This is a genomic window from Frigoribacterium sp. Leaf8, assembly GCF_001421165.1.
GTDB lineage: Bacteria > Actinomycetota > Actinomycetes > Actinomycetales > Microbacteriaceae > Frigoribacterium.
In genome coordinates this window covers 1,321,865-1,344,408 of record NZ_LMKB01000005.1, presented here as the reverse complement: position 1 = coordinate 1,344,408, position 22,544 = coordinate 1,321,865, and the positions used below count along the sequence as shown (strand labels likewise).

The 22,544-nt window shown below is 71.1% G+C and carries 26 protein-coding genes; 15 read left to right on the top strand and 11 right to left on the bottom strand.

The annotated features are described in order from the left end of the window. Positions 1–169: 169 nt before the first annotated feature. Entirely contained in the window at positions 170–1,468 is a 1,299-nt protein-coding gene (locus ASL10_RS10960) for an NAD(P)/FAD-dependent oxidoreductase (RefSeq protein WP_056047096.1), read from the bottom strand. A 304-nt stretch (positions 1,469–1,772) separates the two neighbouring features. On the opposite strand from ASL10_RS10960, the gene ASL10_RS10955 reads away from it, so the two are divergent. Together ASL10_RS10955 and ASL10_RS10950 are read left to right on the top strand one after the other, a co-directional pair. Next, the gene (locus ASL10_RS10955) at positions 1,773–2,273 is read left to right on the top strand and encodes a MarR family winged helix-turn-helix transcriptional regulator (protein ID WP_056047093.1); all 501 of its coding nucleotides are present in this window, start codon (positions 1,773–1,775) and stop codon (positions 2,271–2,273) included. A gap of 97 nt (positions 2,274–2,370) precedes the next feature. Beyond that, entirely contained in the window at positions 2,371–2,640 is a 270-nt protein-coding gene (locus tag ASL10_RS10950) for a hypothetical protein (protein WP_148053652.1), read from the top strand. A gap of 9 nt (positions 2,641–2,649) precedes the next feature. Here the strand turns inward: ASL10_RS10950 and ASL10_RS10945 are convergent, their stop codons facing one another. Continuing rightward, the gene (locus tag ASL10_RS10945; RefSeq protein WP_056047088.1) at positions 2,650–2,913 is read right to left on the bottom strand and encodes a hypothetical protein; all 264 of its coding nucleotides are present in this window, start codon (positions 2,911–2,913) and stop codon (positions 2,650–2,652) included. Positions 2,914–3,125: 212 nt separating this feature from the next. On the opposite strand from ASL10_RS10945, the gene ASL10_RS16365 reads away from it, so the two are divergent. Both ASL10_RS16365 and ASL10_RS10935 read left to right on the top strand, forming a co-directional pair. Next, positions 3,126–3,812 carry a TetR/AcrR family transcriptional regulator gene (locus ASL10_RS16365; protein ID WP_056047085.1) on the top strand — a complete coding sequence of 229 codons (687 nt, stop codon included), beginning with the start codon at positions 3,126–3,128 and terminating at the stop codon, positions 3,810–3,812. A gap of 7 nt (positions 3,813–3,819) precedes the next feature. Continuing rightward, positions 3,820–5,607, top strand: a complete 1,788-nt coding sequence (locus tag ASL10_RS10935) for an MDR family MFS transporter (protein WP_082460370.1) — start codon at positions 3,820–3,822, stop codon at positions 5,605–5,607. A 25-nt stretch (positions 5,608–5,632) separates the two neighbouring features. Here ASL10_RS10935 and ASL10_RS16025 read toward each other — a convergent pair whose 3' ends face one another. Next, positions 5,633–5,785, bottom strand: a complete 153-nt coding sequence (locus tag ASL10_RS16025) for a hypothetical protein (protein ID WP_157485397.1) — start codon at positions 5,783–5,785, stop codon at positions 5,633–5,635. Between the two features lie 210 nt (positions 5,786–5,995). Between ASL10_RS16025 and ASL10_RS10930 the strand changes: the two genes are divergently transcribed. Both ASL10_RS10930 and ASL10_RS10925 read left to right on the top strand, forming a co-directional pair. Continuing rightward, positions 5,996–6,565, top strand: coding sequence for a GNAT family N-acetyltransferase (locus ASL10_RS10930; RefSeq protein ID WP_056047082.1), 570 nt, complete (start codon positions 5,996–5,998; stop codon positions 6,563–6,565). Positions 6,566–6,589: 24 nt separating this feature from the next. Beyond that, complete coding sequence (locus ASL10_RS10925; RefSeq protein WP_056047079.1) at positions 6,590–7,192, top strand: hypothetical protein; 603 nt, start codon at positions 6,590–6,592, stop codon at positions 7,190–7,192. A 124-nt stretch (positions 7,193–7,316) separates the two neighbouring features. On the opposite strand, the gene ASL10_RS10920 is transcribed toward ASL10_RS10925, so the two are convergent. Then, on the bottom strand, positions 7,317–8,672 hold the full coding sequence (locus tag ASL10_RS10920; protein WP_056047077.1) for a hypothetical protein: 1,356 nt from the start codon (positions 8,670–8,672) through the stop codon (positions 7,317–7,319). Between the two features lie 209 nt (positions 8,673–8,881). On the opposite strand from ASL10_RS10920, the gene ASL10_RS10915 reads away from it, so the two are divergent. Further along, on the top strand, positions 8,882–9,991 hold the full coding sequence (locus ASL10_RS10915) for a hypothetical protein (protein ID WP_056047074.1): 1,110 nt from the start codon (positions 8,882–8,884) through the stop codon (positions 9,989–9,991). A gap of 175 nt (positions 9,992–10,166) precedes the next feature. On the opposite strand, the gene ASL10_RS10910 is transcribed toward ASL10_RS10915, so the two are convergent. From ASL10_RS10910 to ASL10_RS16020, 4 genes are all read right to left on the bottom strand, one after another. Further along, positions 10,167–10,928, bottom strand: coding sequence for a GAF and ANTAR domain-containing protein (locus ASL10_RS10910; protein ID WP_056047071.1), 762 nt, complete (start codon positions 10,926–10,928; stop codon positions 10,167–10,169). Continuing rightward, positions 10,921–11,637, bottom strand: coding sequence for a GAF and ANTAR domain-containing protein (locus ASL10_RS10905; protein WP_157485395.1), 717 nt, complete (start codon positions 11,635–11,637; stop codon positions 10,921–10,923). Before ASL10_RS10905 ends, ASL10_RS10910 begins: the two co-directional genes overlap by 8 nt. Positions 11,638–11,732: 95 nt before the next feature. Next, entirely contained in the window at positions 11,733–12,083 is a 351-nt protein-coding gene (locus ASL10_RS10900) for a hypothetical protein (protein ID WP_056047067.1), read from the bottom strand. Beyond that, positions 12,080–12,286, bottom strand: coding sequence for a hypothetical protein (locus ASL10_RS16020; protein WP_148053650.1), 207 nt, complete (start codon positions 12,284–12,286; stop codon positions 12,080–12,082). Before ASL10_RS16020 ends, ASL10_RS10900 begins: the two co-directional genes overlap by 4 nt. 250 nt (positions 12,287–12,536) lie before the next feature. On the opposite strand from ASL10_RS16020, the gene ASL10_RS10895 reads away from it, so the two are divergent. Together ASL10_RS10895 and ASL10_RS10890 are read left to right on the top strand one after the other, a co-directional pair. Further along, entirely contained in the window at positions 12,537–12,854 is a 318-nt protein-coding gene (locus ASL10_RS10895) for a hypothetical protein (RefSeq protein ID WP_056047064.1), read from the top strand. After that, positions 12,854–13,090, top strand: coding sequence for a hypothetical protein (locus tag ASL10_RS10890; RefSeq protein WP_056047062.1), 237 nt, complete (start codon positions 12,854–12,856; stop codon positions 13,088–13,090). Before ASL10_RS10895 ends, ASL10_RS10890 begins: the two co-directional genes overlap by 1 nt. Here ASL10_RS10890 and ASL10_RS10885 read toward each other — a convergent pair. Together ASL10_RS10885 and ASL10_RS10880 are read right to left on the bottom strand one after the other, a co-directional pair. After that, entirely contained in the window at positions 13,069–13,338 is a 270-nt protein-coding gene (locus ASL10_RS10885) for a hypothetical protein (protein WP_056047060.1), read from the bottom strand. The genes ASL10_RS10890 and ASL10_RS10885 overlap by 22 nt on opposite strands. Positions 13,339–13,660: 322 nt before the next feature. Beyond that, entirely contained in the window at positions 13,661–14,599 is a 939-nt protein-coding gene (locus ASL10_RS10880) for a LysR family transcriptional regulator (RefSeq protein WP_056047057.1), read from the bottom strand. Positions 14,600–14,697: 98 nt separating this feature from the next. Between ASL10_RS10880 and solA the strand changes: the two genes are divergently transcribed. The 6 genes from solA to ASL10_RS10850 all read left to right on the top strand — a co-directional run bounded on the left by solA (position 14,698) and on the right by ASL10_RS10850 (position 21,479). Next, complete coding sequence (solA, locus tag ASL10_RS10875; RefSeq protein ID WP_082460368.1) at positions 14,698–15,999, top strand: N-methyl-L-tryptophan oxidase; 1,302 nt, start codon at positions 14,698–14,700, stop codon at positions 15,997–15,999. Positions 16,000–16,066: 67 nt separating this feature from the next. Next, a complete protein-coding gene (locus ASL10_RS10870) occupies positions 16,067–16,897 on the top strand; it encodes an ABC transporter substrate-binding protein (protein WP_082460367.1) in 831 nt (276 codons plus the stop codon). A 70-nt stretch (positions 16,898–16,967) separates the two neighbouring features. Continuing rightward, positions 16,968–17,777: an amino acid ABC transporter permease gene (locus ASL10_RS10865; RefSeq protein ID WP_082460470.1), complete on the top strand. Its 810-nt coding sequence runs from the start codon at positions 16,968–16,970 to the stop codon at positions 17,775–17,777. Beyond that, entirely contained in the window at positions 17,774–18,541 is a 768-nt protein-coding gene (locus ASL10_RS10860) for an amino acid ABC transporter ATP-binding protein (RefSeq protein WP_082460366.1), read from the top strand. The genes ASL10_RS10865 and ASL10_RS10860 overlap by 4 nt, the downstream gene beginning before the upstream one ends. Positions 18,542–18,729: 188 nt before the next feature. Beyond that, on the top strand, positions 18,730–20,505 hold the full coding sequence (locus ASL10_RS10855; protein WP_056047054.1) for a hypothetical protein: 1,776 nt from the start codon (positions 18,730–18,732) through the stop codon (positions 20,503–20,505). Between the two features lie 101 nt (positions 20,506–20,606). After that, on the top strand, positions 20,607–21,479 hold the full coding sequence (locus ASL10_RS10850) for a family 16 glycosylhydrolase (protein ID WP_235452683.1): 873 nt from the start codon (positions 20,607–20,609) through the stop codon (positions 21,477–21,479). Positions 21,480–21,554: 75 nt separating this feature from the next. Here the strand turns inward: ASL10_RS10850 and ASL10_RS10845 are convergent, their stop codons facing one another. Continuing rightward, positions 21,555–22,538 (bottom strand): intradiol ring-cleavage dioxygenase, encoded by a 984-nt coding sequence (locus ASL10_RS10845; RefSeq protein WP_056047948.1) that lies wholly within the window; start codon positions 22,536–22,538, stop codon positions 21,555–21,557. Positions 22,539–22,544 lie beyond the last annotated feature (6 nt).

The following is a 22,544-nucleotide window of genomic DNA, read 5'->3' as shown; positions in this document are numbered from 1 at the left end:
GCTCGTCGGCGTCGCGAAGATCACCGCCGCCACCGAGTAACACCCCCGCTCGACCGATCGGGCGCGTCCCGATCAACGAAGAACCCCGTTCGCGAAGAAGAACCCCGATCAATCGTGGTTCGTCTTCGTGAACGGGGTTCTCGGCGTCCGGGTCAGGAGGCGCCGACCGCTACTCGGCCTTCTCGGTCTGCCACTTCTCGGGCGCCCGGTCACCGTTCGGGCGCACCGGCCGGACGTCGCCCACGATGGGGATGGCCCGCTTGCGGAGCGCCCAGAGGTAGCGCACGAAGAAGTGCGTGAGGGTCGAGAGTCGGTTGCCGTTACCGAGCAGGCTCGTGATGTGGACGAACACCCACAACAGCCAGGCGACGGGGCCGGTCAGCGTGAAGCCGTTGGGCAACTGCACCACGGCGGCGTTCGTGCCCACCGTGGCCATGGTGCCCTTGTCGTGGTACTTGAACGGCGCGAGCTTCTTGCCGGCGAGCAGGCGGACGATCTGTTCGCCGATGTGCTCGCCGCCCTGGATCGCCGGCTGGGCGAGCTGAGCGAGGGCGTCGTCGGTGGCGGCGATGTCACCCGCGGCGAAGATGCAGTCGAAGCCCTTGACCGTGAGGTCATCGTTCACCTGGATGCGTCCGCCGTGGGTCTGCGGCACGCCCCACGAGGCGACCTCGGCGTGGGCCGCGACGCCGGTGGCCCAGATGACGAGCTCGGCCGGGATGAACTCGCCGTCCGCGGCGACGACGCCATCGGGACGGACCTCTTCGACACCCGTGTCGAGCCGCAGGTCGACGCCGCGCTTGCGCAGCACCTTGGCGGCGTACTTGCGCAGACGGGGGGAGAAGGGCTTGAGCAACTCGCCGCTGCGGTGCACGAGGGTGATCGTGATGCTCGACGCGTCGATCTCGGGGTAGGCGTCCTTCAACGCCTGGTCGCGCAGTTCGGCCAGCGCGCCGGCCATCTCGACGCCCGTGGCACCGCCACCGACGATGACGACGCGCACCTCGCCGCTGCCCACCGAGGCCGCGGCGTTCTCGAGCTGCGTGAAGAGCTCGTCACGGATGCGCAGCGCCTGCGACCGGGAGTACATCGAGTAGGCGTACTCGTAGGCGCCCTTGGTGCCGAAGTAGCTGGTGTTGACGCCGTTGGCGAGGACCAGGGCGTCGTAGGCGATCTCCTCGCCGTCGCGCAGGGTGATGATGCGCTCGTCGGCGCGGATCGTCGTGAGCAGCCCGTGGCGGAACTCGGCGTTCGACTGCTTGGACCGCAGGCTGCGCAGGAAGTAGGTGACGTCGCCCGCGTTGAGGCCGCCGGTGGCGACCTGGTACATGAGCGGCTGGAACATGTTGTAGACGTGGCGGTCGATCAGGGTGATGCGGACGTCGGCGTCTCGGAGGGACCTCATCGCCGCGATGCCGGCGAAGCCGCCGCCGACGATGACGACGTGGGGGCGGGGGTCTGCGGTCATGGGGTTGCTCCTGCGGTGTCGATCGTGTCGTCGGATCGTCGTCGACCCCGGTTGGCCGGACCCTGGCGCCGAGTCCGCCGCGAGTTTACTCGCCTCACGAGTCGGATCGTGCACCGGATGCATCGGCGGACGACCCGTGACCGGGGGACTTCCGGGGCCCGTCCACCGATGGTACGATCATCTAACTACTTGGTGATCGAGTTGCTCGTTCAATAAGCGACATGTGTCGCGCAGTCGTCGGACGGGACCCGAATCCCGGGCCGAGGTGGACGCCGTACCCGATCCGATTCCTCCCGGAGACCCGATGACCCCCGCCCCCGACGCGCAGACGACCGTCGCGCCCCGTGCCGACACCCGTGCCGACACCCGCCCTGAGCCGCGGACCGACGACGTCACCGCCGTGCTCGTCGCGCTGCAGCGCCTGCAGTCCCGGATCGCCTCCGTCAACGACCGGTTGGCCAAGGGCATGGGCGTCGGCGCCACGGACTACCTCGCCCTGGTGCACCTCTCCGTGCACGGCGACACCCCGCCCAAGAAGGTCGGCGAAGCCCTGGGGCTCTCGTCGGGTGCCATGACGGCCCTCGCCGACCGCCTCGAGGCCGCCGGTCTCGTCGTCCGGCTCCAGCACCCGACCGATCGACGCAGCTTCGTCCTGGCGCTCACCGCCGAGGGGTCGAGCGGCGTGGACGAGGCCGGCATCCTCTACGGACGAGTCGTGCAGGAGGCGCTGTCCGCGTCCCGTCGTCCCGTCGCCGAGGCGGTCTTCCGCGACCTGGGCGACGCCCTCGGGGTCGCGGCGCCGTGAGGACGACCGACGCCGCGCCTCCTGGTCGGGAGGTCGGGCGGCAGCGGGGGGACGACGCCCGGGCCCCCGAGGCCCGGCGACCCGCTAGGGTCGGCTCGTGAGACTCTCGGTGACGTGGACGGCAGGCGGTGCGCAGCACGGCATGCAGGTGCACGACGATCGTCTCGTCTACGTGCTCCGTGACACCGCCGGACGCCCCACGACGCACGAGATCCCTGCCGGTTCGCTCGAGACCGTCGACTACTCGACGGTCGCGGATCGACCGGTCATCACGCTCAACGAACGAGACGGCACGAAGACGTCGTTCCCGTGCCCCCGCAAGATCGCCCGGGTGCTCTACCCGGCGATCAAGTGGCTGACCGTCTGACCGCGACCGCTACGACGTGCGCTCGAGGTCGGTGACGTGGGAGCGCCGACGGACCGCGACCTCGCGCCTCCGCGCCTTGACCGCCCCGCGGAAGCCGACCTCGGCGGCGATCGCGCCGGCGATCATCAGCGAGAAGCCGGCGAGCCCGGCGGGCAGGCCGAGCATCGTCGGGGCATCCCAGTCGAAGGTGAACGCCAGGACGGCCAGGCCGATCGCCACGAGGGCGAAACCGGCGACCGACAGGCAGACGCGGCGGGCTCTCGGTGCACTCATCCGATCAGCGTAGGCAACACCTGACGTCCGGCGACGTCGTTCTCAGGGGACGCGGATGGTTCTGCCGCGTAGCCCCCAGCCGCCCCGGTGGGAGGGCGGGTTCACAGGATGCGTGATTGCACTCCTGGCGCGAAAGTGCAATCATCGTCTTCGGCCGCGAGGCCCCCGGCGACGTCGCCGATCACGAGAGCGACGAGACCAGGAGGCGCGCGATGGCCACGACCGCCGGCAAGACGGCCCAGCGTCGACTGCGCACCCGCGTCGCGTTGACCGCTGCCGCCCGGCGCCTGACGGCCGAGCACGGACTCGCCGGCTTCACCATCGAGGAGCTCTGCGCCTCGGTCGGCATCTCGCGTCGGACGTTCTTCAACCACTTCGCGTCGAAGGACGACGTCGTCGTCGGCGTCGCGCTCGACGACGACGACGAGGCGCTCGACGGGTACTCGTCCTCGCGACGCGACCCGCGCCTCCCGCCCTTGTCGACCGTCTTCGACGACCTGGGCGCGCTCGTCGTCGAGCGTGTCGAGAACGTCGGCCTCACCCGCGGGCAGGCCGTGCACTTCAAGGCCGCACTCGACCGCGAGCCCCGCCTGTTCGGCGCCATGATGCGGCAGGGCGACGAGCAGCGGCGACGCGTCGTCTCGGCCGTGGCCGCACACGAGGGGCTCGACGTGGGCGATCCCCGCATCGACGTCGCGGTGACCCTGCTCACCGGACTCGTCCAGCGGGCCTTCGAACGGTTCTTCTCCGCCGAGGGGCGGGACGACGAGCGCTTCGACGCCGTCCTCGCCGACCAGCTCGTGATCGCCCGCGAGCTCTTCGCCGCCGCCGCGCCTCGTGGCCCCGCCTCCCCGCCCGCCCCGACCCACCCTGCCGACCACGACCGAAAGGCGCTGTGACCCAGCCATGACGACCACCACCGCAGCGAAGGCCGACGCGCCCTTCCTCTTGACGAAGAGACGCATCTGGATCATCTTCGGCGCCCTCATCTCGGGCATGCTGCTGTCGAGCCTCGACCAGACGATCGTGTCGACGGCCATGCCGACCATCGTCGGCGAGCTCGGCGGCGTCGAGCACCAGGCCTGGATCACCACGGCGTACCTGCTCGCCACGACGATCGTCATGCCGATCTACGGCAAGTTCGGCGACGTCCTCGGCCGTCGCAACCTGTTCCTCGTGGCGATCGCGATCTTCACCCTCGCGAGCATCGGCTGCGCCTTCGCCACCGACTTCTGGATGTTCGTGGTGTTCCGCGCGATCCAGGGCCTCGGCGGCGGCGGTCTGATGATCCTCTCGCAGGCGATCATCGCCGACATCGTGCCCGCCTCCGAGCGCGGCAAGTACCTCGGCCCGCTCGGCGCGGTCTTCGGCCTGTCCGCCATCGGCGGGCCCCTGCTCGGCGGCTTCTTCGTCGACCACCTCACCTGGCAGTGGGCGTTCTACATCAACATCCCCGTCGGCATCGCGGCGTTCGCCATCACGTGGGCCGCCCTGACGCTGCCGAGCAAGAAGGCCACCAAGCGCATCGACGTGCTCGGCGTGGTGCTGCTGTCGGCGGCGACCACCTGCCTGATCTTCTTCACCGAGTTCGGCGGTCAGGACGACCACGGCTGGGGTGCGCCCGAGACCTGGCTCTGGGGCGCCGGGGTCGTGGTGGCGGCGTCGCTGTTCGTGCTCGTCGAGTCGCGTGCCGACGACCCGATCATCCCGCTGTCGTTCTTCCGCAACAAGGTGTTCGTGCTCGCGACCGCCGTCGGCTTCGTGCTCGGCATCGGCATGTTCTCCGCCATCGCGTTCGTGCCGACCTTCCTGCAGATGTCGTCGGGCGCGTCGGCGGCGGTCTCGGGCCTGCTGCTGCTGCCGATGATGGTCGGCCTGATCGGCACGTCGATCCTGTCGGGCAACCTGATCACCCGGACCGGCAAGTACAAGGTGTTCCCGGTGGTCGGCACGATCCTGACCGGCATCGCCATGGCGCTCTTCACGACCCTGACCGCCGACACCCCGCTCTGGCTGATCTGCGTGTTCCTCTTCCTCTTCGGTGCGGGCCTCGGCCTGATCATGCAGGTCGTCGTGCTCGTGGTGCAGAACTCGGTCGACGCCCAGAACGTGGGCACGGCGACCAGCACGAACAACTACTTCCGCGAGGTGGGCGCCGCGCTCGGCGTCGCGATCTTCGGTGCGTTGTTCACGAGCCGGCTCACCTCGAACCTGACGGACGTCTTCACGGGCGCCGGGGCGTCGGCCGGTGACGCCTCGCAGGCCACCGCGACCCTCGACCCCGCGACGCTGAACCAGCTGCCCGAGCAGATCCGTCGTCTCGTCGTCGAGGCCTACGCCGACTCGCTGGCGCCGGTCTTCGCCTACCTGATCCCGTTCATCGCCGTGGCGTTCGTGCTGTCGCTCTTCCTGCCGCAGATCAGACTCTCCGACGTGGCCGGCATGGTGTCCCGCGGCGAGGCGCTGTCGGGCGACGAGGCCGAGCAGCTCGAGGCCGCCGAGCGCGCCGCGCACGGTCGTGGCGCCGGGCGGGCCGGGAGGCGCGGTGCCGGGACGGCGTCCGAGGTGGCGACCGCCGGTGCGGTGGCGACCGGGGCTCCGGTCGCGCCGCTCGACGGGGTCGATCAGCGGGACGACGCCGACGAGCGTGTCGCCGACGGGGTCGACGAGCGGGACGACGCCGACCGCCCGTAGCCGGTCGGATCGCGGGGGCGCCGGGTCAGACGGCGGCGGGGCCCTGGGCGGGCAGGGCCGCGGCCGCGGCCGAGGTGCGGGCGGGGGCGGACGCGAGTCGCGCCTCCTGGGCGGCGTCCCAGACGACGCCGTCGACGTCGTCCTCGCGCAGGCGGGTGGGGGTGCTGTGGGTGCTCATGGGTGTCTCCTCGGGCGGGCCCGTCGGGTCGGACGCGTCAGACGATGGTGCGGCACGGTGGGGTCGTGCCGCGGCCCCCAGTTCGTGGGCTGTGATCGATCACCGTAGCGGATGCGCGCGGGGCGTCGTGACCGGTGGCCGTGGCCGGCGCCGCGCCTCCTCGTCCACGGTCCCTAGGATCGTGCGCATGAGCACGTCAGGTGAGGACCGATGATCCACGACGTCGCGCTGGTGGGGCACGGCGTGCGGCTCGATCCGCTCGCCGTCGAGGATGCTGCCGCGCTCTGGCCGCTGACCGACGACGGGCTGTGGGCGGGCATGGTGACGCAGCGTCCGACGAGCGTCGCGGCCTACGCCGAGCACGTGGAGGCGCAACTCGCGAACCCGACGACCCTCGCGTTCACGGTGCGCGGCGAGGACGACGGCCAGGTGCGGGGCACGACGACCCTCTACGACCTCGTGCCGGCGCAGGGGCGGGTCGAGATCGGCAGCACCTGGTACGGCCGCCCCTTCTGGGGCGGACGGACGAACCCCGCCACCAAGCTGCTGCTGCTCACGCACGCCTTCGAGGCCCTCGGCCTGAACCGGGTCGCGCTGCGCTGCGACGCGCGCAACCTGCGGAGCGCGGCAGCGATCCGTCGGCTGGGCGCCGTGCCCGAGGGGGTGTTGCGTTCGCACCGCGTCGCCGCCGACGGCACCCTGGGCGACACGGCCTACTTCTCGATCGTCCGCGCCGAGTGGCCCGACGTACGGGCCGGCCTGGAGGCGCGGCTCGCCTAGTCGCGCGCCCGGTACGGTGACGACATGTCCGACGAGACCTGGATCGTGTTCGACGACGAGCCGAAGCAGAGGGTGCTGGTGCGGGCGATGCGGGTCTTCCTGCCGGCGAGCGTGATCCTCGGGACGGCCGGTGCCTTCTTCTCTCGAGGGGGCGAGTCGCTGGTCGATCTGTTCGGCCCGATCGCCGTGCCGATCTCGTTCGTGTTCTGGGCGACCGCCGCCGCGGTCGGGTGGAACGTCGTGCTGTGGCTCAACACCCCCTTCGCGATCGACCTCGAGGGGCGTCGACTGCGCATCCGCCATCGCGTGGTGCCGTTCGACCAGGTCGAACGGGCCGAGCTCGTGGGGCTGAGCGACGGCGACCAGGCCGGTCTGCTGCTGAAGATCGGCCGACGTCGGGGGCCGACGGCGTCCGTGCTGCTCAGGGAGCGGTCGACGCCCGCGCTCGACGACGCCCGACGCGACCTGCTGATCGAGGTGATCCGCGCCTCCTCGATCGCCCGCCCGGTGAGCCCGCACGACCCCACCGGGAAGTTCGGGCGGTTCAACTTCCCGGGGACGCTGGACAAGGCCGGAGCCGAGCAGGTCGTCCGCGACCCGCCGGCCCCGGGTGAGCCCGCGCCCTGACGGGTGGCCGCCGCCGCGCCGCGCCGCGCCCTGCCGCGCGCCGCCACGATGTACACAGCCCGCCACGAGATCTCGTGGCGGGCTGTGGACATCGTGGCGGCCTGAGGGGGCCGCCGGGTTCGACTCAGCGGCGACGCAGGCGCAGGCGGCCGACGACGAGCGCACCGGCCCCGGCGAGGACGGCACCGAGGGCCCAGGTCAGCGCGCCCGACGGCTCCGACCCCGTGTAGGCGAGCGACGTCGCGCGGGTCGCCGTCACGGCGGCGACGTGACGTGCCGGCAGTGCGGTCGGAGCGACGGTGCCCAGGGTCGTGACGGCGGGCACGACGACGGCCGGGGCGACCGAGAAGACGACGGCCTCCGAGAAGTCGCTCTCCGTCGTGAAGTCGGCGTCGAAGGTGTAGGCGTCCGTCGCGAAGTCGCCGGCGGGCAGGACGAAGCGGGCCGCGAAGCGTCCGTCCGCGTCCACGGGCACCACGGCCGTCGCGGAGCCCGAGACCTCGTAGGGGACGGGGTCGACGTCGACCTGGATCTCGAAGGCGATCTCGTCGCCGGTGGGCTCGGCGTCGGACGTCGGGTCGGGCTCAGTCGTCGGGTCGGGCTCAGTCGTCGGGTCGGCGTCCGGCGACGGCGCATCGGTCGACGGGTCGGGCAGCTCGGTGACCAGATCGTCGGCGTCGTAGACCTCGACGAGGGCGTAGCCGCCGGGGATGCCGTTCTGGCCGTTCACGGTGACGACACCGGCCGTCGCGCCGACCGGTGCGACGAGCGCGGGGGCGGGGGCGGAGGCCGTCACCGGCACGTCGGACGAGGTCGAGAGGCCGCTGCCGTCCGTGACCGTGACCGTGATGACACCCCCGACGGCGAAGGTCGCCGGCAGCTCCACCCAGAACACCGTCGATCCGTCCTCGTCGAAGACGGGGGAGTCGTCGAACGAGACGTAGTCGGCATCGGCGGGCACGCCGTCGCCCGACACCGTGACGTCCACGACGTCACCGGGTGTGAAGCCCTGGGCGACGACCGGGAAGGCCTGGCCCGGGTGCGCGGCGGTGACGGGGATGAGGACGAAGAGGTCGTCGGCCACCACGTCGGCCGCGGCCCCGGCCGGAGCGACCTCCTGGGTCGAGGCCGAGATCTCGACCGGGGCGTCGACCTCCGCTGCGACCGCCTCGGTCGCCTCCTCCGACGATCCGCTGGTGTCGGTGGCATCGCTCGCGGGTGTCGTGGGGGTGACGGCCGGGGCGTCGGGTCCGGCCTGGTCGGGCACCGCCGGTGAGGCCTCGCCCGGGACGGTCACGGCGGTGGCGCTCGTCGAGTCGGCCGACGTCGAGTCGGTCGGCGTCGAGGTGCCGGTCGGGGCGTCGGTCGACACGGGGTCGCCCTCGGCGGCGAAGGCCGTGGCGGGCGTGAGGACGAGGGCCGCGGCCAAGGCGACGGCGGGCAGGGCGGTGGCGGCGCCGAGGCGGCGTGATGTGGACATGGTTCCCCCGGGACGAGTGGTGCCGCGCGTCGGGTGAGCACGGTCGGTCGACTGTAGACAGCACGGTCGGGCCGGTCGACGGGCGGAGTCGGCTGCGGGCCTCGTCGTGACGAGACCGTGATGCCGTTGTCCCCCGTCCCGCGGCGACCGGGTACGACCGTTGCGCGATCGAGACGGCCCGCGCCTCCTCTGCTCGGTAGCGTCGGGGCATGGGGACGACGACGAAACGGGTCGGGGCGGCGTTCGCGTGGACGCTCGCGACGACGATGCTGCTGGTGGCGTGCACGAGTGGCGGTGCGGGCGGTGACGACTCGGAGCCGTCGACGCCGGTGGCCTCCGGGCCGACGGCGACGGCGACGCCGACACCGGCCGCCGACTCGCCGGTCACCGAACTCGGGGTGGACTGCGCGGGTCTGCTGTCCGCCGAGACCGCCGGCGCCTTCGACGCGTCATGGACTCCGCGGGACTACTACGACCGCGACTCCGTCAGGCCCTCGGACTACGCGATCGCCCAAGAAGGTGGGCTCTCGTGCACGTGGAACGACGGAGGGTCGTCGGACGGCAAGAACAACCCGACCGGGGGCGGCGGCTACAGCGGCCTGCTCGTGCAGGTTCTCCCGCACGCCGGTGACACGTGGCCGCGGTTCGTCGAGATCTACGGCGACGACCCCGACGGCCGGTGCTTCGGCGACGAGACCTTCCGGGGCTGCACCTTCGACCAGCTGGTCGGCGACAGCTGGGTGTCGATCATCGCGACGGAGTTCGCGCCGTCCGTCGAGGCCACGTCCGAGCAGCGCTTCGCACCGGTCGTCGCCGAGGTGACCGAGGTCGTCTCGTCGGCCGACGTGGTGGACGACCCCTGGCCGCTCGGCGGGCCGGCCCGGCCCTGGTCCTGCGTGGCCGACGCCGCGCTCGAGCGCGAGGCCCTCGGCGCGGGTGACGACCTGTTCGTGTTGACCCCGGGCGGTGGCTGGTCGGTCTACGCCGCGGCCTGGAGTCGGGCGGTCGCCACGTCGTGCTCGATCCTCGACGACACGACGCCCTACAGCAGCGAGAGCGTCCTGGCCGGAGGCGCCTGGGCCCTCGATCAGCGCATCGAGTTCGGTCTGCTCGACCCCGACACGGCCGTGACCGTGCCCGGGCTCGCGGACGGTGACCGGGCGTACCGGTCCTGCTCGGCGACGGAGTGCGTCACCGACCTCGTGCTGGGCGACGACTGGGCCCGGCTCACGGTCGAGCGCGCCACGGTGCCCGACACGGAGGCCGCCAGCGAGCGGCTCGTCGAGGGCTACGTCGCGCGGGCGGCGGCCTCGGTCTGATGGTGAGTGCCCTCCGTCGAAACGGGTGATCGTTGGAGGGCACTCACGGGCCGATGGTCTTCGGGAACCGATCGGCCACCCCTCGCGAGCCGGGTTCAGGCCGGCCCGCGACGGGCTCGGTGAACAGACTCGCATTCACGTCGCCCCCTGAGAAGGGGCTGGACAAAGTTGGTCGTCATCGCATAAGCAGGTCCGGCGGCCATGGCGCGGTTCGCGTTGGAGGTAAGAGTTCGAGGCGGCGCTCGACGACGTCCCGGGCGACGTCGGCCAGGCGGGCGTTGTGGTCACGAGCATGGCGCCGGAGGACGTCGAAGGCGGCGTCGGTGCTGACGCGGCGGGTCTCGGACACGACGCCCTTGGCCTGCTCGATGACGACGCGCGTGCCGAGGGCGGTCTGCAACTGTCGCTGCACGACGTCCCCCTCGCGCACCGTGCGCTCGTGCAGGATGCCGATCGTGGCGACGTCCGCCAGCGCCTGGGCGGCGCGGATGTCACGGGGGTTCAGGTCGCCGGTCTCTCGACGCAGGAGGTTGAGCGTGCCGATCGTCTCGGCCCTGAGTCGGAGGGGGATCGCGAACACCGAGGCGAAGCCGTGCTCGGACGCGGCCCGGGCGAACGGCAGCCACCGGTCGGGCACGGTGCCGAGGTCGGGAACGCTGACGGAGGCGCCGGTGACGTGGCAGTCGAGGCAGGGGCCCTCTTCGGAGTCCAGCTGCATGACCTCGATCAGGTACGACGCCTCGCTGGTCGAGGCCACGACGTCGAGCGCTCCGTCGGCCTCGGCAAGAAGGATGCCCGCGGCGCTCACGTCGAACAGGTCGACCGTGGTGTCGACCAGCGTCTGCAGCAGTTCGACGACGTCGTAATCGGCGACGAGGGTGTCGGCCAGGGTGGTGAAGACGTCGACGAGATGGGTCTCCCGGTCGGTGTTACTCATTGCGGTGTTCCTCGATTCCGTGTTCTGAGGCCGAGAACGTCAACCGCCCACGGAGGATGTCGGTGGCCACGTCGATCACGCGGGCCCCGGTCGAGAACGCGTAGCCCTGCAAGAGGAGGTGCGCATCGTCGGCCGACACCCGGGCCTGGACGAGGATGCGTCCCGTGGCCTGGTGCACGATGCGTCGCGAGTGCGCCCCGACGGGCTCGACTTCGAGGTTGTTGTCGCGTCGCTCCCGTTCGAGCGTGTGGCGCAGGACGGCCCGACTGACGGCTCGGGCCAGGATCTGGGCCCGCATCACGGCCTCGCCCGGCATCTCGTCCGGCCGGTCGCTGTACAGGTCGATGGCACCCAGCTGCAGGGGGCCCACCCGGACGGGGAACACGAACATCGCCTGGACGTCGAGGTCGACGATCGCGGGGCCGAACGTGGGCCAGACGGCACTGGACGACGCACGCGCGTCGGACACCAGCACCGGGCTGCCGGTGCGCATGGCGTCCCAGCACGGGCCCTCGCCGAGGTCGAACTGCAGCTCGTCGAGCCGCAGGGCGGTGTCGTCCGTCGCCGTCAGGGTCTCGCTGCCGAGGACGGGGCCCACGGTGGCGATCGAGACCCCGGAGACGGGGAAGAGGTCGAGGAAGGGCCGTGACAACGAATCACCGATCGGCGCACGACTCAGCGCCTCGACCGCGTCGTCGAATGTCGTCATGGTCACCGCCCGGTTCGCTGGATGAGTCTCGTCGAGCTCAGGGAATCTCGGTTCGTCGCGGGCGGACAGGGCGGAGGCGCGTCGATCCGTCTCGATCAACTCTGGGTCAGGTCGGGTTCGGGGTACGCGCTGTCGACGTGCGTCTCCGGGTCCAGAGGGTTGGCCGACGGTGCGTGCCGCAACGCGTCGAGGCGCCGCTTCATGTAGGCGAGCGCATCGGCGTTGTCGGGCTCGGGCAACTCGGTGTGGGCACTCTCGGCCATCAGCGGTGCACCCCCGCCGAGCAACAGGATGGCTCGCACCTCGTCACCGTCCGAGCTGATCGCCGCGAGTTCGACGTCGTCCGCGTCGTGGTGGTGGGCCAACGCCGCGGCGTACTCGAGGACCGTGACGGCCGTCTCGTCGCCGAGCAGGAACGACTTGTCGGCGAAGGTCATGTGCTTCACCGGGTGCTCCCTCGCGAGGACCTGCCGTCGTGGGCGGGACGGGGCAGGAAGAAGTCCTCGTAGGCGGGCAGTCGGTACGCACTGCTGCTCCGGTCGATGCCGGTCAGGCCGATGCTCACGCGGTGTGCTCGAGAGATGCCGGGTTTGGGGTACGTGTGGATCACCGCGGGTCGAGCGAACGGATTGGTTTCGTAGGTGCTCATGACCGACTTTCCTCCCGGGGTGACCGACCTCCGCTGGCCCGGGGATCGGTCTCCAATCTATGAAGACCCCCCGTTCTGGTGAAGAGGGTTGACCTGTCGTCAGTTTTGTGGGAGAGAGGATTATCGGGTTGAAAGGGTCGGTGTCGGGGGACAGATGTCGTGTAGCGTCTGGTCGCATCGGTCGTCCATCGACCCGTGCGTCGAGCGGCCGTCTGGGCCCTGGTCGCTCCGCTCTCGCAGAAGGCCAGACATGGGAAAACTCGCTTACGACCGCTCGTTGACCATCGATTTTGACGACCGCACCCTCGCCCATCTCCAGATCGTCATCGGCATGAAGATGCGTCGCGGTGAATCGTTCTACTTCTCGTGGAAGGACGACCATCAGGTCGGAGACGGCCGCACGAGCATCTGGCTGCACCCGACCATCCCACTGGTGTACAAGTACCATGGCTCGCGCAGCCCGGCCATCAACCCTGCATGGATCCACGCCCTCGAGGTCAGTGCCAACACGAATGCGGGTCTGCAGATCGTGCCCGAGCCCTCCGTGCCCACCAGTAAGGCCACCTGATGAACCGCATCGACATCGTCTACGACGGCCATGCGTACACCCTGTCGAACACGTCGTTCGAGGACCTCAAGGCCCGCGTCCTGGCGACCGCGACCAGCGGTGAGTCGTTCTGGCTGACCGTCAACGAGGGGGCCGGCACCTTGAAGGCCGTCGAGGTGTTGATCACCGCGTCGTCGCAGCTCAGCCTGGCCGAGATCCGACGAGAGCCGAACGACTACGCCGACTCGGCGGCGTAGTAGTCGAAGTCGGGGAGCTCCGCGACGGACGCTGCCGACGGCTCGTCGACACGGTCGACCGTCTCGAACCAGATCTCGGTCCGACCGGTGACCAGGACGGACACGTGGCTGCCCGACGCGGTCTCGACGTCGACGAATTCCGGCGCTCCGCCGGATGCGGCGACGATCCGACCCTTCAGGGCGTCGACGTCGCTCTCGGGCGACAGGCGGATCGCTTGTTGACGTGTGTACAGCGTCGTCACGGGCATGGGATGGACCTCTGATCTTTCGGTAGCGGTTGTCCGCCCGGTCTCGTCGTGTCCGAGGTCTGGAGACACGATGGTCGGCCGGGACGCGCACTGGTCGTCACACTAGGCCGCAGGCCTGTGAGGGGCCGCGACCCCTAGGGCAGGTCGCGGCCCCGCGACGCGACGTTCGTCGCACCGTTCTCCGCCGACACGCCCGTGTGACGAGACCGTGCCGCCCGTGAAGCACTGGCAGGAGATGCTCCATCCTCTCCGGTCCGGGGAGGATGCGCACCGGGCTTGACACGGGACGCGACGTGCCCCGAGTCGTGCTCGCGTCGTCGGCTCAACCGCCGATCAACTCGAGGGTGATGCGCCCGGCCCGCAGGTCACGGTCGCGCATGACGGTGAGCTCGGTCCGGATCTGCGCCGTGAAGGCCGTCGTCATCGGGTTCGGCCGGCCGGAGAGCCAGAGCATCGACAGGGCCGTCCGCGCCCAGTCCTCGGCGATGGTGACGAAGCGGACGCCGGGGATCGGGATGTACGACGAGAGGTAGGGCATGAGCGAGACGCCGAGGCCGCAGGCGACCGTGCTCAGCATCGAGAGGTCGTTGACCGCGTGGATGGGGATGCGGGGGTTGAACCCGGCGCGGACGCACGACATGACGATGCGGTCGTAGGCCTGGGGTGCGTCCTCGCGGTTGAACATGATGAAGTCGTCCTCGGCCAGTTCGCCGAGCGGCACCGAGGTCTCGCCGGCCAGGCGGTGGGTGTCGGGCAGGGCCACGACCAGCGGCTCGAGAGCCAGCTGCTCGACCTCGAACCGGTCGTCGATCGACCGGACGCGCGTGAACCCCAGGTCGACCGACCCCCGCACGAGGTCGGACAGGATCGCCTGCTCCTCGCTCTCCTCGACGAGCACCCGGGCACCCGGGTGCGACGCGGAGAACGCCCGCACCACGGTCGGCAGCAGGCCGGCGAGCACCGAGCTGATGCTGCCCACCCGCAGCGGTTGGACGTCGGCAACGACCGAGTCGAGCAGCGACTCGGTCTGCTCGATCTGGTGCAGGATGCGCTTGCCTTCGCGCTTCAGCAGTTCACCCGCGGGGGTCAGTCGGGGGGCCGTCCGCGCCTGCCGCTCGAACAACCGCGTGCCGAGCTTCGCCTCGAGTCGTGAGATGGCCTGGCTGAGCGGCGGCTGGCTCATCTGCAACCGCGCGGCGGCCTTCGTGAAGGACAGGTCGTCAGCGACCGCCATGAAGTAGGTGAGCTCTCGGATCTCCATGACGGGCCTCTCGTCGGTCGCGCCTCATATGCAGCGCGTATCAGATCATCCCTTTTTGGTATTTGAGGGCGCAAGTGCCGACGCAATAGACAGGGGCCATGAACGACGCCACCACCGCCTCCTCGGTACCTGGACCCACCGACCCGTCCCTCGACGCCGACGTCATCGTCGTCGGGCTCGGCGCCTGGGGGGCACAGGCGCTCTGGCGCCTCGCCGAGCGGGGACAGCGCGTGATCGGCGTCGAGCGCTTCGGCATCGGCCACCCGATGGGCTCGACGCACGGCGCGACCCGACTGTTCCGCATCGCCTGCATGGAGCACCCGGGGCTGGCCCCGATCGCGACCCGCGCCCGCGACCTCTGGTACGACCTCGGCGAGCGCACCGGTCAGACCCTGTTGCGCCAGACCGGCGGAGTCATGGTCGGCCCCCGCGACGGCCACGTCGTCGCCGGCACCCTGCGTGCCGTCCACGAGGCCGGGCTCGAGTCGACGGTCTTCGAGCACGACGAACTCGTCGCGCGGTTCCCGCAGTACGCCGGCTTCGGTCCCGACGACATCGGCGTGTGGGACCCCGCCGCGGGCATCAGCTACCCCGAGAAGGGCGTGCGGGCCGCCGTCGAGGTGGCCCGGTCGCTCGGCGCGACCGTGCTGACCGACACCCGGGTGACGGCGATCGACCCGGTCGACGGGGGAGTCGAGGTCACGGCCGGCGGGCGCGTGCTGCGGGCCGCCCGCGTGGTCGTGACGCTCGGGGCCTGGACCCCGCAGTTCGTCGACCATCCCCTCGTCGCCCGCCGCACCCCGCTCTTCTGGTTCGAGGGCACGACCCCCGAGGCGACGGCACCGGGCGGCGACTTCGACCTCGCGGCCTTCCCGGTGTTCATCCGCCAGCTGCCCGACGGCACCACCCTCTGGGGGCACGGCGCCGACCAGGCCGACGGGGACGGCTACGCCGTCAAGATCGGCCTCGAGGACTCGGGCGGCGCCTTCGAGGACGCCGAGGCCGACACCGTGGACCGTTACATCCACCCCGCGGCGGACTACGGCATGCTCTCGGCAGCCGTGGCCCGGGCCTTCCCGGGGCTCGACCCGACCCCTGCCAAAGCGATCGCCTGCATGGTGACGAACTCGCCCGACCGGCAGTTCGTCATCGGCCACCCCGGCGGCGACACCCGCGTCGTGGTCGCCGGCGGCGACAGCGGCCACGGCTTCAAGCACGCCCCGGCGATCGGGGAGCTGCTCGCGCAGCTGGCCGTCGACGAGGAACCGTTCACCGACATCGACTTCATGAGCCCCGACCGCGGCTACGACGGCACGTCCTGGCTCGACGAGGACGACCACCCGACCGCGGCCACGACCGACGCGACCGACGCGGTCGACCGCCTGGCCGTGCCGTCCTGATCCACCCGGCCCGCGCCTCCCGAACCCACCCCGCACTCCCCTCGCACCGCCCTGACAGGAGAGAACCATGACCAGACGAACGACCACCCGCCTCACGGCCGCCCTCGCCGCGGTCGCCGCCCTCGGCCTCGCCCTGACCGCCTGCTCGTCGGGCGGCTCCGAGTCCGGCGCCTCGAACGAGCTGGGCACCGTCTCGGCCGGCACGTTGCGGATCGGCACGACCGGCGACACCAAGCCGTACGCGTACACCGAGGACGGCGAGCTGCAGGGCTTCGACGTCGAGATGGCGAAGGAGGTCGCGAAGCGCCTCGGGCTCGAGACCGAGTTCGTCACGCAGGAGTTCTCGGCCCTGCTGCCCGCCGTCGCCAACGGGCAGCTCGACATGGCGGCCGCGTCCATCAGCGACACCGAAGAACGCGAGAAGACCGTCGACTTCAGCGACCACTACTTCATCGGGTACATCTCGGTGCTGGCCGCCGACGGCTCGGGCATCACCGACGACGAGTCCTCGCTCGACGGCAAGCGCCTCGGCATCGTCCAGGGCACGATCCAGGACAGCTACGCGCAGGAGAACTTCACCGGTGCCGAGCTCGTGCGCTTCCCCGACAACAACAGCGCCGTCGCCGCGCTGGGCTCGGGCACGATCGACGCGCACTTCCTCGACTTCCCCGTGGCCGAGGAGTACGCGGCGGCGTCGAACGGCTCGCAGACCATCGCGATCAACGTCGCCGTGCCCGAGTTCCCGGTGGGCTTCCCGATCGCGAAGGGCAACGACGCGCTGAAAACGGCCGTGGACGGGGCCGTCGCCGACATCGTCGCCGACGGCACGTGGCTCGAGATCGACCAGAAGTTCTTCCCGGACCAGCCCGTGCCCGACGAGTTCCAGCCGAGCGAGTGAGCTGGGGACGACCGTGAACTTCTCCGACGCGCTGGCCAACATCGGCCGCAGCTTCTTCGACGGCGAGGCGATGCTCCGCACGCTGCCCGACATGCTCGCCTACGGGGTGTGGAACACGCTGCTGCTGGCCCTCTGCGCCACGGCGATCGGCATCGTCGTCGGGCTGCTGCTCGCGGTGATGGGCACGAGCCGCCACCGCCTGCCCCGCGTGCTCAGCCGCATCTACACCGACGTGTTCCGCGGGCTCCCCGCCATCCTCACGATCCTGCTGATCGGCACGGGCCTGTCACCGCTGTTCAACCTGTTCACGCGGGGGAACCCGTACCCGCTGGGCATCCTCGCCCTCAGCCTGATCGCCAGCGCGTACATCGGCGAGATCTTCCGGGCCGGCATCCTCGCGGTCGACCGCGGCCAGCTCGAGGCGTCCCGGGCGCTCGGCATGAGCCACGGCGACTCGATGCGGCTCGTCGTGATCCCGCAGGGCATCCGCCAGGTGCTCCCGTCGCTGGTGAACCAGTTCATCGCGATCGTCAAGGACTCGTCGCTCGTGTACTTCCTCGGCCTGATCACGTCGCAGCGCGAGCTGTTCCGCATCGGGCAGGACGCGGCCATCACCAACGGCAACCTCTCGCCGCTCGTGCTGGCGGGCGTGTTCTACCTGATCATCACGGTGCCGTTGACGCACCTGGTCAACGTCATCGACCGCCGGCTGCGCGAGGGCCGCTCGTTCGGGAGGCGCCCGTCGGGCACGGTGCCACCGGCCTCCCCGCCGACCTCGGCGGGAGCGGTCGCCACGGCCGCCCCCGCCACCTCGGCCGCCACCGCCTCGGCCGCCACCACCGAACCCCTCGCCCCCGCCACGTCAGGAGCCCCTCGTTGACCATCCTCACCGCGCCTCCTGCCGTGCCCGCGGTCCCGACCGCCGGCGACCTCGAGATCCGGGGCCTGACCAAGGACTTCGGCGCCACCCGGGTGCTGCACGGCATCGACCTCGTGGTGCCCGCCGGTTCGACGACCTGCATCATCGGCCCCTCGGGGTCGGGCAAGTCGACGGTGTTGCGCTGCATCAACCGCCTCGAGGAGCCCTCGGGCGGCGAGGTGCTGCTCGACGGGACGGACGTGCTGCACGGCTCCGAGGACGCGCTGCGTCGTCGGGTCGGCATGGTGTTCCAGCACTTCAACCTGTTCCCGCACCGGACGGTGCTCGACAACATCGTGCTGCCGCTCCGCCGGGTCCGTCGGGTGTCGGCGGCCGAGGCCCGACGGGTCGCGCTCGAGCGCCTCACCGAGGTCGGGCTCGCCGAGAAGGCCGACGTACGGCCCGCGTCCCTCTCAGGAGGCCAGAAGCAGCGCGTCGCCATCGCCCGGGCCCTGGCGCTCGGCCCCGAGGTCATGCTCTTCGACGAGGCCACCTCGGCCCTCGACCCCGAGCTGGTCAAGGGCGTGCTCGCCCTGATGAAGGGCCTGGCCGGCGCGGGCATGACCATGGTCGTCGTCACCCACGAGATGGGCTTCGCCCGCGAGGCCGCCGACCAGGTCGTCTTCATGGACCGTGGCGTCGTCGTCGAGGCCGGGCCGCCGGCCCAGCTCTTCGACCACCCGCGCACCGACCGGCTGAAGACCTTCCTCGACCAGGTGCTCTGACCCGCAGGACCCGAGGAGGCGCGGTGCCGGCGTGACCGGCACCGCGCCTCCTGCAGTCTCCGCACTTTTCCCGCACCCCCCCGTTCGCGTACTGGACAGGGGGGTCTTGTTTCGTCGTGGAGGCGGGCGTAGCGTCCGGATCGGGTGGCAAAGACGCCACCGGAGACGAGAAGATCATGCACAGACGGATGAGGACTCTGATCGCGGCGGGGGTCGCCGCGAGCGTCGTGGGGGCGGTGGTGCCCGCGCTCGCCGCGCAGTCGGCACCGACCGTGACCACCAGCGACCGGCCGGAATTCGGCCCGAACGTGACCGTGTACGACCCGAGCGTGCCGGCCTCGACGATCCAGGCCGACATCGACGCGGCCTTCGACGCGCAGCTGCGCAACCCGACGGCGCAGTTCGGCGGCCAGCGCCACGCCTTCCTGTTCGAGCCCGGCACCTACGGCCGGGTCTTCGCGAACCTGGGCTTCTACACGGCGCTGCAGGGGCTCGGCAAGGACCCCGACGACGTCACGATCCGGGGTGCGGTCAACGTCGACTCCGGGTGGAACGCCGGCGACGAGAAGAACGCCACCCAGAACTTCTGGCGGTCGGTCGAGAACCTCGCCGTCGAGCCGGAGTCGGGCGTCGACCGCTGGGCCGTGTCGCAGGCGGCACCCATGCGTCGCGTCCACATCAGGGGCGACCTGACGATGGGGCCGTCGAACCAGGACGGCGGACAGGGCTACTCGTCGGGCGGCTACATCGCCGACAGCAAGGTCGACGGCACCGTCAGCTCGGGGTCGCAGCAGCAGTGGTACACGCGCGACTCGACCCTCGGTTCGTGGCAGGGCGGCAACTGGAACATGACCTTCTCGGGCGTGCAGGGCGCGCCCGCGAACGACTTCTCGAAGAGCTACACGACCCTCGCCACGACCCCGGTCACGCGCGAGAAGCCGTACCTCTACCTCGACGACGCGGGGGACTACCACGTGTTCGTCCCCGCGCTGCGGCGGGACTCGGCCGGGGTCACCTGGCCGGGCACCCCCGGCACCGACCTGCCGATGCGCGACTTCTTCGTCGCGCACCCGGGCGACTCGGCCGCGACGATCAACGGGGCCCTGGCGCAGGGCCTGAACCTGTTCTTCACGCCGGGCACCTACCCGCTCGACCAGGCGATCGAGGTCACGCGGGCCGACACCGTCGTCACGGGCATCGGCTTCCCGACGCTCGTCCCGACCAGCGGCGACGCAGTGCTGACCACGGCCGACGTCGCCGGGGTGAACGTCTCGGGGCTCGTCGTCGACGCCGGCACGCAGAACAGCGACCAGCTGATGCGACTCGGCACGACGGGCTCGCACGTCGACCACGCGGCGAACCCGCAGAGCGTGCAGGACGTGTACTTCCGCGTCGGCTCGAGCATCCAGGGCAACGCGACCACCACGTTGCAGGTGAACTCGGACGACACGATCATCGACCACATCTGGGCCTGGCGTGCCGACCACGGCGGCGCCCCCACGGGCTGGACGGTCAACCGCGGCGCGACCGGCGTCGAGGTGAACGGCGACGACGTCCTGGCCACCGGCCTGTTCGTCGAGCACTACCAGCAGTACCAGGTGGTGTGGAACGGCGAGCGCGGCCGCACGGTGTTCTTCCAGAACGAGCTGCCGTACGACGTGCCCGACAACGCCTCGTGGCAGAGCCCGACCGGCGAGGGCTGGGCGGCGTACAAGGTCGCGGACGGTGTGACGAGCCACGAGATCTGGGGTGGCGGCGTGTACTCGTTCTTCAACGCCAACCCGCAGGTGCGCCTGGCGCAGGCCTTCGAGGTGCCCCGGGCGCCGGGCGTGAAGGCCCACGGCGTCTTCACGGTCTCGCTCGGTGACGTCGGCACGATCTCGAGCGTCATCAACGGCGTCGGCGACTCGGTGCCGACGCCTGCGGGCAACACCGTCCCGAGCCGGGTGGTGACGTACCCGTGACCGGACGCCCTGGCGACACGAACCGACGCACGGACACGAACCGACGCACGGACACGAACCGACGCACGGACACGAACCGACGCACGACGACGAGCGGAGACATGATGAGGGCCGACCAGCACCTGACGACACGCACCCTGACCCGTCGCACCCTGACGCGTCGCACCCTGACCGGCGTCGGTCTGGCCGCCGCCGCGGCGCTCGCCGCGACCACGGTCGCCGCCACGCCCGCCCCGGCCTCGGCCGCGACCTCCGCCCAGCAGGCGATCGTCTGGTCCCAGGAGTTCGACGGCGGCGCGGGCAGCGCCCCCGACCCCTCGGTCTGGAACCTCGAGACCGGTGGGGGCGGCTGGGGCAACGGCGAGCTGCAGAACTACACGAACTCGCGGTCGAACTCGGCCCTGGACGGCAACGGCAACCTCGTGATCACCGCGAAGCGCGAGGGCGACGGGTCGTACACCTCGGCCCGGCTGACCACGCAGAACAAGTACACGGCGCAGTACGGCCGGGTCGAGGCGCGCATCCAGATCCCGCGCGGCCAGGGCATCTGGCCGGCCTTCTGGATGCTCGGGGCCGACCTGCCCACGAACGCGTGGCCGAGCGCGGGCGAGATCGACATCATGGAGAACGTCGGCTTCGAGCCGCACCGCGTGCACGGCACCGTGCACGGCCCCGGCTACTCGGGCGGTGAGGGCCTGACCAGCACGTGGCAGCACCCGCAGGGGTGGTCGATCGCCGACGACTTCCACACCTTCGCGGTCGACTGGGCACCCGGCTCGATCACCTGGTCGGTCGACGGGCAGGTCTACCACCAGGTCACGCCGGCCAGCACGGGCGGCGACCCGTGGGTCTTCGACAAGCCCTTCTTCATCATCCTCAACGTCGCGGTCGGAGGTGCCTGGCCCGGCTACCCCGACGGCAGCACACCGCTGCCGCAGCAGATGAAGGTCGACTACGTGCGCGTGTACCGGTAGGCGACGACCCGAGGAGGCGCGGTGCGAGGAGGTCTCGCACCGCGCCTCCTTCCGTCGCCATGAGGTCTCAGCGGCTCAGCGCGAGCCGGGGGCGCCACCGCCACCGGGTGCGGTGCCGGCGGTGGGCGTCGTCCCCGTGTCGACGCGGACGGTCAGCGCCAGTGCGTAGCCCGACGTCGCGTCGCCCGTCACCGACGGCAGCTGGAGTGCCCCGCTGTCGTCGCTGAAGACGTTGTCGTCGGCGAGGCTGACCCGCCCGAGGTTGGCCGTCGAACCGTCGTAGTCCGAGAGCGCGTAGACGGCGCGGCACGCGTCCTCGGGCAGGGCGAGCTGGGACGTCGCGATCGCGTTCGTCGAATCGGTGATCGACCCCACGTCGGGGTAGACCTCGAAGTGGACGTGCGGCCATCGCCCCGAGTAGCAGGCCGGGAAGACCGACGAGAAGGTCACGGTGCCGGAGGCGTCGGCGACCTGCACGCCGCGCAGGTAGGTCTCGCCCGTGATGCCGTCCGAGTACATCGAGTACCCGCCGGCCGCGTCGCAGTGCCAGACGTAGACGGCGACGTCGGCGAACGGCACGTCGCCGTTCGCCATGTCGAGCACCGTCATGCTCAGCGTGATCGGCACCCCCGCCGCGGTGGTGCCACCGTCGAGGCTCGACCGGATGTCGCTGCGCACGATGCCCGACCGCTCGAGCACGTCGGCTCCGTTCGAGCCGTCGCCAGGGTAGGGCCCGGCGGTCTCGTCGGGGATCTCGCCCGCCGGCAGCGTGGTGGCCGCGCCCGCGGAGGCGCTCGGGCTCGGCGACGCCGTGGCGGTCGAGGAGGCGCCGGTCCCGCCCGCCCCCGTGGCCGACGTGCAGGCGGCGAGCACGACGCTGCCCGCCCCGAGCCCGATCAGGCCCAGCACGCTGCGGCGCGAGACGAGCGTCCGCAGGTCGAAGGCGACGCCCTGGTCGACGACCTCGTCGTCGACGCGGTCGAGCAGTCGGCCCTCGTAGGCAGGGCCCTCGGGCGTGCGGTCGGGTTCGGGGATGCGGGTCGGGCGGGGGTCGCTCATGGTCAC

Coding starts and splice junctions, on each gene's coding strand:
- ASL10_RS10915 (WP_056047074.1), top strand. CDS start 8,882: ATGGGGACGACGACGAAACGGGTCGGGGCGGCGTTCGCGTGGACGCTC.
- ASL10_RS10855 (WP_056047054.1), top strand. CDS start 18,730: ATGAGGACTCTGATCGCGGCGGGGGTCGCCGCGAGCGTCGTGGGGGCG.
- ASL10_RS10845 (WP_056047948.1), bottom strand. CDS start 22,538: ATGAGCGACCCCCGCCCGACCCGCATCCCCGAACCCGACCGCACGCCC.
- ASL10_RS16365 (WP_056047085.1), top strand. CDS start 3,126: ATGGCCACGACCGCCGGCAAGACGGCCCAGCGTCGACTGCGCACCCGC.
- ASL10_RS10955 (WP_056047093.1), top strand. CDS start 1,773: ATGACCCCCGCCCCCGACGCGCAGACGACCGTCGCGCCCCGTGCCGAC.
- ASL10_RS16025 (WP_157485397.1), bottom strand. CDS start 5,785: ATGAGCACCCACAGCACCCCCACCCGCCTGCGCGAGGACGACGTCGAC.
- ASL10_RS10870 (WP_082460367.1), top strand. CDS start 16,067: ATGACCAGACGAACGACCACCCGCCTCACGGCCGCCCTCGCCGCGGTC.
- ASL10_RS10925 (WP_056047079.1), top strand. CDS start 6,590: ATGTCCGACGAGACCTGGATCGTGTTCGACGACGAGCCGAAGCAGAGG.
- ASL10_RS10895 (WP_056047064.1), top strand. CDS start 12,537: ATGGGAAAACTCGCTTACGACCGCTCGTTGACCATCGATTTTGACGAC.
- ASL10_RS16020 (WP_148053650.1), bottom strand. CDS start 12,286: ATGAGCACCTACGAAACCAATCCGTTCGCTCGACCCGCGGTGATCCAC.
- ASL10_RS10930 (WP_056047082.1), top strand. CDS start 5,996: ATGATCCACGACGTCGCGCTGGTGGGGCACGGCGTGCGGCTCGATCCG.
- ASL10_RS10905 (WP_157485395.1), bottom strand. CDS start 11,637: ATGACGACATTCGACGACGCGGTCGAGGCGCTGAGTCGTGCGCCGATC.
- ASL10_RS10850 (WP_235452683.1), top strand. CDS start 20,607: ATGATGAGGGCCGACCAGCACCTGACGACACGCACCCTGACCCGTCGC.
- ASL10_RS10880 (WP_056047057.1), bottom strand. CDS start 14,599: ATGGAGATCCGAGAGCTCACCTACTTCATGGCGGTCGCTGACGACCTG.
- ASL10_RS10920 (WP_056047077.1), bottom strand. CDS start 8,672: ATGTCCACATCACGCCGCCTCGGCGCCGCCACCGCCCTGCCCGCCGTC.
- solA (WP_082460368.1), top strand. CDS start 14,698: ATGAACGACGCCACCACCGCCTCCTCGGTACCTGGACCCACCGACCCG.
- ASL10_RS10890 (WP_056047062.1), top strand. CDS start 12,854: ATGAACCGCATCGACATCGTCTACGACGGCCATGCGTACACCCTGTCG.
- ASL10_RS10945 (WP_056047088.1), bottom strand. CDS start 2,913: ATGAGTGCACCGAGAGCCCGCCGCGTCTGCCTGTCGGTCGCCGGTTTC.
- ASL10_RS10885 (WP_056047060.1), bottom strand. CDS start 13,338: ATGCCCGTGACGACGCTGTACACACGTCAACAAGCGATCCGCCTGTCG.
- ASL10_RS10935 (WP_082460370.1), top strand. CDS start 3,820: ATGACGACCACCACCGCAGCGAAGGCCGACGCGCCCTTCCTCTTGACG.
- ASL10_RS10910 (WP_056047071.1), bottom strand. CDS start 10,928: ATGAGTAACACCGACCGGGAGACCCATCTCGTCGACGTCTTCACCACC.
- ASL10_RS10960 (WP_056047096.1), bottom strand. CDS start 1,468: ATGACCGCAGACCCCCGCCCCCACGTCGTCATCGTCGGCGGCGGCTTC.
- ASL10_RS10865 (WP_082460470.1), top strand. CDS start 16,968: ATGCTCCGCACGCTGCCCGACATGCTCGCCTACGGGGTGTGGAACACG.